This is a genomic window from Streptomyces sp. NPDC102451 (assembly GCF_044765485.1).
Taxonomy (GTDB): Bacteria; Actinomycetota; Actinomycetes; order Streptomycetales; family Streptomycetaceae; genus Streptomyces.
In genome coordinates, this window is the sequence record NZ_JBIWKD010000043.1 from 1 (window position 1) to 10456 (window position 10456).

The following is a 10456-nucleotide window of genomic DNA, read 5'->3' on the forward strand; positions in this document are numbered from 1 at the left end:
CATCATGCACACGACATGACATGACGGAGGAACCGTCCCGTCACCCACGAACGGGTGACACCACATCATCAGGAACGGGACTTAACGTCCTCTGACAGCACGCACCCTGCCTCCCGGCGAACGCGCACAGTCACTGCGCGGTCTCCCAAGCGCCAGAACTGGCGACACTTGAATACGCGAGTCCACCAGTACCAACGCCGTGGCCGGTGCGAGGGATCATCCCTGCGGGCGCGGGGAGCACACGAGCGCCTCGACCGCCGCGTGGGACGAGTCCGGGCCATCCCCGCGGCCGCGGGGAGCACGCTTTGCGGCCGTCTGTGATGACGTTGAGCATGGGGCCATCCCCGCGGGTGCGGGGAGCACAGCGCCCGGTACCTCGGCGAAATGATGGACCAGGGACCATCCCCACGGGCGCGGGGAGCACTGCATGGCGGTCTTCCACGCGCCCCGCTTGGCGGGACCATCACTGCGAAGGCGCAGGGAGCACGGTGGTCCGTCGGGCCGAAATGCCAGCCGACGGGACCATTCTCGCGGGCGCGGGGAGCACACCGGACCCGAGTCCGAGATCGGCTACGCCTCGGGCTCATCCCCGCGGGCGCGGGGACCACAGGAACTCGCGCGTCCACTGTTCGGCCATGTGGGGACCATCCCCGCGGGCGCGGGGAGCACTCTTGCTGAACTGGGAGTTTGTCAGTCGAGAAAGCCGTTCCGCACGCCTTTCACCGAATCCAACACAACAGACAATCTCTCTCAAGGACCCAAACTATTCCTCCGCAGCCTCCGCAGAAGCGCCGAGCGGGTCAGGACCTCATGCTAGAACGATCAGTCAGCGTCGTCGCCGGATAGTCAGACCCGGCTGATTCCACAGCAGCCCACCATGCCCAAGGGCTTTCAGGGCCAACGGGGTTGGCTGTGCCCCGATTCGCTGCGGCCGCAGCGTCGGTTCTTGCCCGACTGAGCTGACCGGCCTCAGCGGAACGCGGCGACATTACGGGCAGCCCACTCGGCGAAGGGGCGCGGGGCGTGGCCGAGGACCTGCTGGACGTCCGGGCTGATGCGCAGCTCGGCAGCGCTGGGGGAACCGAGGATGTCCAGAGTGTCGTTGGCGAGCTCCGCCGGCATGCTCCGAGTCATGGCGGTCGCGGCCTCTTCGCGGGTGAGCTCCTGAAACCTCACTGGCGAGCCCAGCGCGGTGGCGATGGCCTCCGCCTGCTGGCGCGGAGTGATCACCTCCGGGCCGGTCAGCTCGTAGATGCCTCCGGTGTGCCGGTCCTCCAGCAGGCAGGCTGCTGCGACCGCGGCGATGTCCGCCGGATCGATGATCGGCACCCCGACGTCGCCGAAGGGTGCGGCGACGACCCGTTGCGCGCGGACGGACTCGGCCCACCACAGGGCGTTGGAGGCGAAGCCGCCCGGCCGCAGGATGGCCCACTCCAGGCCGGACTCCCGCAACATGTCCTCCAGTGCTCGCATCGCGATCCGCGTTTGGCCGGAGGGCCTGGTCACCACGCCCAGCGTGGAGAGCAGCACGACCCGGCGGACCCCGCTGTCCGCAGCTTCGCGGATGATGTCGGCAGGGTCGGCTCCAGTGGCGTGCAGGTCGCCGGACAGCAGCAGGAACAGCGCCTTCGCCCCGTCCAGTGCGGGCTTGAGGCCGGCCGGCTTGGCCAAGTCGGCCGCCACGTGACGGACGCCGTCCGGCACCGCCCCCATGTGCCGTGACACTGCCGTCACTTGCTGGCCCGCATCGGCCAGCGCCTGCGTCAACGGCCGGCCTATGTTCCCGGTAGCCCCGGTTACTACGATCATGATCAGCTCCTCGTCGGATGGCTGTGTGGCCTGCACGCTAGGAGCGCCGACTTACTTTTGGTAAGGACATACCTCGAGGTAAGCTCATGACATGACGGAAGGTGTGCAGACCAGGCAGGCCGAGGCGGAGAAGCGGTATGACGTGTTTCACACCGACTGCCCCGCGCGCGATGTGGTCGACCATGTGACCAGCAGGTGGGGCATCTGGGTGCTGATCTCGTTGCGGAGCAAGAGCCTCCGGTTCTACGAGCTGCGCGAGAGCATCCAGGGCATCAGCGAGAAGATGCTCGCCCAGACCCTGCGGGCGCTGGTCCAGGACGGCCTGGTCTGGCGGGAGGTGGAGCCGACGACGCCGCCTCAGGTCACGTACGGGCTGACCGAGTTCGGCCAACACGTCGGCGAGCCGCTGACGGAGCTGTTCGACCGAATCACGCGGCGGCTGTCGACGGACAGCACGGGATAGTGCGGGAGCGGCTGATGCCCGTCCGCGAGCGATGGGTGACCTGCTGAGCCAGATCTTCGCCCGGGTCAGCAACGCCCCTCGCACGAGCTGCCGAGGAGCTGGTGGGTCTTTCCCAAGGGAACGATCCCGCGGGCGCGGGGAGCACCGGGTCGTCCATCCAAGAACCATCCCTGCGGGCGCGGGGAGCGCATCCTCGGCTAAGTCGTCCCGTTCACGATCCTGGGACCATCCCTGCGGGTGCGGGGAGCACGTGTACTTCGTGTCGCACCTGGTGCAGGTGAGGGGACCATCCCCCGCAGGTGCGGGGAGCACAAGTTGCTCTTGCCGTGGGTGACGCCGGTGACGGGACCATCCCCGCAGGCGCGGGGAACACACGCACGACGGCGCCGACCACTCCGCCGACTGGGGACCATCCCCGCGGACGCGGGGAGCACACGACGCCGGAGCGGTGGCCGGCCAGCGCGAAGGGACCATCCCGCGGGCGCGGGGAGCACGGCGCATCAGACGCCCTGGCGAGGGACGCGCTGGGACCATCCCCGCGGGCGCGGGGAGCACTCTTGCTGAACTGCGAGTTTGTCATCCGCGATAGCCATTCCGCACCACTTTCACCGACTCCGGCGAAACGCGCCTTTCAGGCATGCAAATCCAAACCGTCCCTCACGCGCCCCACCCAGCAGTGGACATGCCTGGCAGGTCATACCGCCGCTCTCGACGATCGGGAGGGCGCAGACACCGGCGACGACGCGGCGACTCGTGGCCGTGGGGCAACGGCCGCTGCGCGCGCCGGCTTGGAGTGTGCAGCCGACTGGCTCTTCGTTCCAGGCAAGGTGACCGACAGCCGGGCCGCGTGACCGTCTGCCCTCCTTGCTACCTCCCGCAGTGCAGCAAGGTCGGCCCCTGCGAAGCGGGTGGACTCGGCAGCGGCCTCTGCCAAAGCGCCGGCCTCCTCGGCAGCTCTGCCGTACGGGGAAGCGGAGCGGCCGGGTCCGTCGAGGAGTGTCGATGGTGGCAGCTGCTGCCAAGCGTCGCGGAAGGCTTCGATCCTCGGGTGGTTGGACGTGGCAAGCATCCGCCCCATCGGAGTCGCGATCCACGCCTGGAAGGACTCGGCCACCGATCGGGCGCCGGCCGTCGTTTCCTCCTGAGAGCCGTACGGGACCGGCGTTCGCGCGGCGGCAGTGCTGTAGGTGAGGGCCGCATCACTCAACTTGAGCAAGGTGTCCGCGCTGGGAAGGTCTCCCGCAGTGGTGCGACGGATCCTGTCCGCGCCCGCCGTGGCCAGCCGGCTGATGGCCTCGCACGTCCGGATGGAGACGGACTTCCAGAATCCCTGGAACCGGACATCGGTGCGCAGCTCCTTCCAGTACTCGCCAGCTCTCTCTCTGATCGTGGTCATCAGGTGCCCCATGGCGCCCCGGATGCTCTGGATCCGCTGCCACTCCGGCGAGCTCTGGAGATCCGAGGCAGCTGTGTCCTTCAAGGCATCGCGCACGAGATCCGATGCTGCGGCGGAGGTAACCGGAAGGGCCTCGCCCGTGGGCAACGGGTCGGGGGCCGGTACAACCTGGTCGATCGTCTCCAGGTCCTCCACGACCACGGCCCACATGTCATCGGCACCTCCGCGAGCTTCGGGCACATGGTCTGCCCACGCCCGCTGCGCGCCCTTGAGGCCCTCCTCCCAGTCGATGGGCGGCAGAGTGGCACCACCATCACCTGCGACAGAACTGTGCTTGAGGCGCCAGATGGCGTTGCCGTCCGACGGCTCGTGGAGAACGTCGCCCCTGCGCTCCCACCGGCCGTCAGGCAGGTCGTTGCCCGGCCACAGCGGGAGATCAGGGTGGTCTGCTGCCGCTACGGCGTTCGACGGCTCGGGCGGCAACGGAACCCGGGCTACGCGACGTTCATCCTGCTCCGCGTTGATGTCTGCACTCCTGGCCATGGGTGGTGCCTCCGTAAGTTGTCAGTTCGCCCGGCGCGTGGTGGTCATCGGGCTGTCCAGCACCGTCCCGGGTCATAGCGGCAGCTCGGCCTCGCCGGCCTGGCGGCGCAATTCGGCTGCCGCCGGATGGACGGCGGGGGCGTTCGTGGTCTCCGATGAGGTCAGGTAGTAGTCGAAGTCGTTCTCCGTCCCCGACAGGACCTGCAGGACCGCCGGGACCGGCGGGACAGGGGGCGGGGCCTGGTGCATGCCGGTGGCGCACGCGGCCAGCTGCAGGCGTGGGGTGAACGCGTGCAAGGTGTTGATCCAGTCCGCCTCGGCGAGCTCCCGGCCCGGGGCCTCCTCGCCGGCGTACGTACGGATCCACCCGGCGTACAGGGCCGTCAGGTGCTCCACGACCGGCGGATGGCGGTACCAGCACGGCGGGATGCTGTTGTGCAGCTCGAACGTGGCGCGCAGCCAGTCGACCCAGGTCGCCAGTTCGCGAAGGCGTTGTTGCCGGTCCGCCGGGTCCATCGCGGCCCACACCCACCGCTGCGGCTCGGGCTGGGCCTCGGAGGACATGGTGGGCCACAGCGAGGCCGGGTTGTCGAGATCTGAGGTCATGTCTGAGGACATGTCTGAGGACATGAGTGATGCCTGCCTTCTGTTCAGCGCTGTCCCAAGGGCCCGCCGTCGTGGTCCGGTGCCGGCATGGGCGCCCGTCCTCCCGGCGCGGCCAGCAGCTTCTTCAGGTCCTTGTCGCGGAAGGTAAGCCGCATCCTGACCCTGATCGGGGGCTGGTTGGAGTACTGCGCGATCGCGGTGAAGTCCGGCAGCTGCTGCAGCGAGTGCACCGGGGCGAGGTCCGTCTCGGTGGCTGAGGTGTTCGTCGAGTACTCGCCCCGGGAGCGGCCGTGGGAGGTCCGCATCACCTCGGTGCGCCCGTACAGGCCGGAGAAGTAGCGCAGGGTCTCCAGGTCTCCGCAGCCGGGCAGCAGCATCCGCAGGCCGCTCGCGGAGAGCACCGTGTTGGCCTTCTGCGTACCGAGCCGGTCCCGGAGCTGGGAGAGGTCGTGCCACACCGTCAGGACGTCGATGCCCATGCCGCGGCCGGTGGTCAGGATGTTCGGCAGCCTCGGGTAGCGCAGCATGTTCCCGGCCTCGTCGACCATCACGCCCAGCGACGGGTCGAGGGGCTTGCCCGTGCTGTTGTAGCGGACCTCGGCGCCATGGATGATCGAGGCGATGATGGAGGTCAGCAGCGGGGCGAACCGCTCGGCGTCGGCCTCGGACGCGATCAGGCAGACGGTTCCGTTCCGGTCCAGCAGCTCCTCGACGGTGAAGTCGGTGCCGGCGCACGTCTCGCGGACCTCCTCATCGGCGTACACCCTCGCCAGCACGTTGAGGGTGAACTGGATCGAGCCGATCCCGTCCTCGTGGAGCCGCAGCCAGGGCGATGCGTAGTCGTCGGCGACCTCGTTGCAGCCGTGCTGCAGCAGGACGGCCCGGACGTGGTCGACGGCGTCCTTGCCGAGGCTGAGCCAGCGGCGCATCGCCCCCACTCCCCCACCGGACAGGTTCGAGGCCAGCAGTACGCCCTTGAGGACGCTCTTGGCCTGGTCGACCCACGGCGCTGCGCGCTTGCTGTCACCGGAGGAGGACGCCTCGGCCATCCACGACGCCATCCGGTCGGCGGCCTTCGCGTCGGTGCAGTAGTCGACGGGCGACCATCTCTGGGTGGGCCTGCCGGGGATGCCGGCCGGGGCGATGACCCAGACCGGTCCGAGGGATCGACGGCGCGCGTGGATGATGTCGAGGTCGGCGGCCTTGGTGGTGGTCACGACCAGGGGCCCTTGCCATTCGGCGGCGTTCGGCAGCACCAGACCGGTCGTCTTCGAGGACCCCGGCACTCCGAACACTGTGGCGCTGATGTTGGGCTGTGCGGCCACGATCTTCCCCGTACGCATCCCGCGCCCGGCGGTGAGCCGGTTGGCGCGTCCGGCCGGGTCCTGTGGCGCCTGGAGCTTCCGCTCCACCGTGGCCCCGCCCCACTGGGCGCCGCCGGTACGGCCGCTGCGGTCGAAGTGGCTGACCGCCTTCACGGCCAGGAGGAGTACGACCAGGACGAGTGCGGCGGTCAGCACGTAGAACAGCCAGCCGGGCGGGGCCGGGTCGTACGCCGCTTCGGGGCCCTTCACCAGGGACTTCAGGACGGTGGCGGGGATGCTGTCGGTACGGGTGGCCCACCCGCGCCCGGACAGCACAGCTGCGGCCGGCGCGGCGAGCAGCACCGCTCCGCCGACCGAGGCGGCCGCCCCGAACCCGTAGGCGGCGAGCAGGGTGTTGTCGTCCAGGCCCGCGGTGGGCGAGCCGGTCCTCTCCGCCGCCATCACACGGCCATCCGCTCGTCCGTCTCGAAGAGTTTCTGCTCGATGTGGGACAGGACCAGCTGTACGGCGTGACCACCGCCTCGGCCGATCTTCCACAGGGCCCTCCCCCGCTGCCCGGCGCCCCAGGAGCCGATCAGGTCGCATTCGGCGTCCGAGAGGCCGATCGCCTCGCGGGTGATCTGCAGGGGCCGGGTGTCCTGCGCCAGCTGGATCCGTGTCTCGCAGGAGGAGATCAGGTCCTTGGCGATCGCGACGGCCTCGGAGCTCGCCGAGCCGACGCTCTCGAAGTCGGACAGCCGGTGGGTGGCCAGGATCTGGATGGTCCCGGTCGCCCGGGACAGCCGGAGGTCGGCGTCGATCTTTCGGACCATCGCGGCGCCGCCGGAGCGCATCTGCCGCCACAGTTCGTCCCGGACGACGATCCAGGGCCGCTGCCCGGGCCGGTCGATGGCGGCCTGGGCCCATGAGGAGACGCAGGACAGGACCATGGCGACCGTCTCGTCGCCGTACTGCTCCAGGGCGCTGATGTCGACGGACTGGATCGGTGCGTCCCAGTCCAGGCCGATCGAGGTCTGCTCGTCGAAGAGCCCGCCCAGGTGCCCGTTGACCATCGTGCCGAGCGCCGAGCGGATCGACACCATCTGCTCGCGGGCCAGCTGGACCTCGCCGTCCCGGACCCGGAGCTCCTGGGCCATCGCGTCGGTGGGGTCGCGGAGCTTGTCGTAGACGAGCGGCAGTGTCGGCACGGCGAGCCTCGTCTGTCCGTACAGCTCGCCGGTCACCTCGCGCACCGCGACGTCCAGGGCCTCCTCCTCGCGGGACTCGAGGGTTCGGCGGAGCTGGAGTTCGAGGAGGGCCTTGAGCAGGGTCAGGCGGCGGCGGTGGATCTCCTGCAGGCGGCCACGGAGTTCGGCGGGATCCTTGATCCGGTCGAGGCCCGCGCCGAGCGGCCCGGCGTCGAGCGGGTTGAGGCGGCCGGGCAGCCCGGGGCCGAGGCGTACCGGCTCGACTCCCAGGTGGCGGCAGAGCCCCGCGTACTCACCCTTCACATCGCCCGCGATCAGCGTCCGGTGCCCGAAGGCCATCAGGCGGAAGCACAGGGCCTTGATGTGGGCGCTCTTCCCGCTGCCGGGGATGCCCGTGATCATGACGTTCGGGTTGGTGCAGAGGCCTTCGCGGACCCAGACCGCCGGGTGCGCGCTGAAGGCCTGGGTGGTGAGCGTGTTGTGCCCGATGTACGCGCCCACCGGAGGCAGCGATCCGGCGTGCAGGAAGGGGTACGCCCCGGCCGCGTTGCCGGTGTCGGCCCGGACGACCTCGGTGCGCGGCAGCGATGCGGAGCGGCCGGCGAAGGGGTGCGGCCAGCCCTTGCGGGGTGCTACCCGCATGACGGTCTCGGCGTCCTCGAGCCGGCGGGACTCCCGCTGCTCGGCAGGGGTCGGGCCGGCAGGCGCCGGTACGTACGCGGTGTTGATGCCGGTGGCTTCACCGAGGCCGGACGCTTCCAGCTCCGTGTCCGTGGCGTGACGACGTGCCGGCAGGTGGATGCGCAGGCCTGCTGCCGTCACGGGGATGCGCAGGCGTGTCCGCAGCCCCATCAGAAGCCCACCCGGCGATCCGGGAGCCCCTGGCCGAGCGGCAGGGCTCCGGCGGCGAATCCGACGTCCTGGGCGCCCCACATGCGCCGTAGCTCCAGACCGGACGCGGCTGCGTCGGCCTGCATCTCGGCGCAGGCAGTCTCCAGTTCCTCCAGGTCGGTCACGGTCACCGACAGCACCGCGGTCATCCGGACCACGCCCTGGCCGGCCGCGCGGGCGGCGTCCTGGGTGCGGGCGAGGTACACCTCGCGGCGCTCGTCCTCGCTCTCGTCCCGCCCGGTCTTGGCGCGCAGATAGCGGGCGGAGGATCGCTTGCTCTTCTCGCGGGCGAGTTCCTGGCGGGCGCGGCGGGGGCCGAGCGGTTCGTAGACGAGGCTCATGGACCGCCGTGCGTTGCGCCTGGGCCGCAGCAGGGGCTGGAGGAACGTCGCGTAGACCTGGGCCTGGGGCCAGGTGCGGACCTGATAGGTGACGGTCCAGGCTCCGTCGTGCCGGTAGGTCCCCCACCCGGTTTCCGCAGCCGCCGGTCCGGCCAGTGCGGGGTCGACGCCCTCTTCGACTCCTTCCCATCCGGGGCTCTGGGCGGCCGCGTTGGTCGTGGCGATCGCGACCTGGGCGTCGGGGTCGTACGCCGTACGGATGCTCTGCGCGACCTTCCGCGGGGAGAGCCATTCCATGACCTGGAGGCTCGCGGTGCTCAGCGCCCCGCCCAGTGCGTGGATCTCCCTGACCAGGACGGCGGCCGCACCGACCTGGCCGCCGCCTGCGCCTTTGACCGCGAGCCGGGCGCGGCCGGCGGACAGGGTCACGGACAGATAGGTCTCCCGGTTGGTGGCCGCGGGGCCGGCGCCCTCCATCAGGTCCGACAGGGCGCTCACCGCGGCCGGGGGCGCGTCGGGGGTGATGTGGTGAGCGGTCCATGACCGCAGGGCCGCCCCGTCGTCGGGCAGGCAGCGCTGGTGCACGGACAGCCGCACGATCGGGGAGTCCTCGGTGCAGAAGGTCCGCAGGAGCGCCGCCCACGACGAGACCCGGGCGGCCTGCTTGTCGGTGTCCACGAGGGCTAGGCCCGGGTAGGACACCCGGGACACCGCGGTGTACGTCCCGGCGACCGGGTCGTGCGCGACTCCCAGCAGACCGCCGAGCCCGTCCGGGGCCTCCAGGATCCGCAGCCTGGCCAGGGTGCCGGGCAGGTCCATCGGCTGCCGGCCCGTCCGGGCCGAGCGGGGGGCGAACGGCCCCGAGACGAAGACGTTCTGATTCCGTGCCACGGCGATCTGATGCCTCACTGCCAGCAGGATCCATTCATCGGCGCTCAGCCCGCTGACACGGCCGAACGCGAGGACGAGGAGCACCGCGGCCACCGGCACGCACACACCGGCCGCGGTCCAGCTCGCGAGGTTGACGGGGATGAGCAGGAGCGTGCAGCCGACGGCGACGAGGGCGAACCCGGGACCGGAGAGGCGTCCCATGAAGCCCGATCTCTCCGACTGCCACCCGCTGTACGTGACGGGCTGTGTCATGAGCTATTCCTGGGTCGGAGGGCTGGGAGGCCGCAGCGGCGGCGGAGCGTCCCCGGCTGCGGGCGGGGCTTCGGACGGATGCCCCGGGCCGGCGGGCGCGTGCCGTTGGGCGATGACGACATGACGGCCTCCCGCGGCACCGTGATCGAGTCCTGCGTGGCCGGCGGTGCTCGACATGCCGGACTCGAGGGTGTCCTTGCCCGCCGCCAGGAGCTGGAGGGGCAGGGCGACCGTCCCGAAGACCTTGGAGCCGAAGGACCGTCCGGCACCGCTCGCAGCGCCTGCGCCTGTCCCGCCGCCGGACACCGGGGCGGCGTTGGAACCGCTCGCCGACGTCTGGGCGGTGTCCTGTTCCAGGGCCCGGGTGTAGGCGCTGCCGCCGCCGACCGCGCCGGCCCCGCCCATCTCGGGGCGGTAGCCGCCGCTCGCCGATGCGGCGGACGACCCGACGGAACTCATCAGGCCGGACGCGATCGCGCTGCCCCCGCCGACGGTGGAGAACGTCATGAACTTGGCCAGTACGGGCCATGCGAAGCAGGCCAGGATGAAGATGACCAGGCCCACGAACATGTTCTGCACGCCCTGGCCTTCGGCCATGGCTCCGAATCCGATGGCGAAGCAGAGCACGATCATCGGCTTCATGAGGATCAGGGCGATCAGGGCGAATTCAACTGGTCGTCGCAACACCTCGTGATCAGCGAGGTGTGGGATGGCGCGTCGTCAGCAGGCAGCCGATCGAGCGGTGCGTCTGA

8 protein-coding genes are annotated in these 10456 nt (G+C 70.4%); 1 reads left to right on the forward strand and 7 read right to left on the reverse strand.

Annotated features, from left to right (window positions below):
• Positions 1 to 969 precede the first annotated feature (969 nt).
• Entirely contained in the window at positions 970 to 1809 is an 840-nt protein-coding gene (locus ACIRD8_RS37600) for an SDR family oxidoreductase (protein ID WP_404002234.1), read from the reverse strand.
• Positions 1810 to 1900: 91 nt separating this feature from the next.
• Between ACIRD8_RS37600 and ACIRD8_RS37605 the strand changes: the two genes are divergently transcribed.
• Positions 1901 to 2272, forward strand: a complete 372-nt coding sequence (locus tag ACIRD8_RS37605; RefSeq protein ID WP_404002237.1) for a winged helix-turn-helix transcriptional regulator — start codon at positions 1901 to 1903, stop codon at positions 2270 to 2272.
• Between the two features lie 694 nt (positions 2273 to 2966).
• Here ACIRD8_RS37605 and ACIRD8_RS37610 read toward each other — a convergent pair.
• The 6 genes from ACIRD8_RS37610 to ACIRD8_RS37635 all read right to left on the reverse strand — a co-directional run bounded on the left by ACIRD8_RS37610 (position 2967) and on the right by ACIRD8_RS37635 (position 10388).
• Positions 2967 to 4211: a hypothetical protein gene (locus ACIRD8_RS37610; protein ID WP_404002240.1), complete on the reverse strand. Its 1245-nt coding sequence runs from the start codon at positions 4209 to 4211 to the stop codon at positions 2967 to 2969.
• Positions 4212 to 4283: 72 nt separating this feature from the next.
• Positions 4284 to 4817: a hypothetical protein gene (locus ACIRD8_RS37615; protein WP_404002243.1), complete on the reverse strand. Its 534-nt coding sequence runs from the start codon at positions 4815 to 4817 to the stop codon at positions 4284 to 4286.
• 44 nt (positions 4818 to 4861) lie between these two features.
• Positions 4862 to 6583, reverse strand: coding sequence for a type IV secretory system conjugative DNA transfer family protein (locus tag ACIRD8_RS37620; RefSeq protein ID WP_404002246.1), 1722 nt, complete (start codon positions 6581 to 6583; stop codon positions 4862 to 4864).
• Positions 6583 to 8130: a type VI secretion protein gene (locus ACIRD8_RS37625; RefSeq protein WP_404002255.1), complete on the reverse strand. Its 1548-nt coding sequence runs from the start codon at positions 8128 to 8130 to the stop codon at positions 6583 to 6585. The genes ACIRD8_RS37620 and ACIRD8_RS37625 overlap by 1 nt, the downstream gene beginning before the upstream one ends.
• A gap of 50 nt (positions 8131 to 8180) precedes the next feature.
• Complete coding sequence (locus ACIRD8_RS37630) at positions 8181 to 9704, reverse strand: SCO6880 family protein (RefSeq protein WP_404002249.1); 1524 nt, start codon at positions 9702 to 9704, stop codon at positions 8181 to 8183.
• A gap of 3 nt (positions 9705 to 9707) precedes the next feature.
• On the reverse strand, positions 9708 to 10388 hold the full coding sequence (locus tag ACIRD8_RS37635; protein ID WP_404002252.1) for a hypothetical protein: 681 nt from the start codon (positions 10386 to 10388) through the stop codon (positions 9708 to 9710).
• Positions 10389 to 10456: the final 68 nt, after the last annotated feature.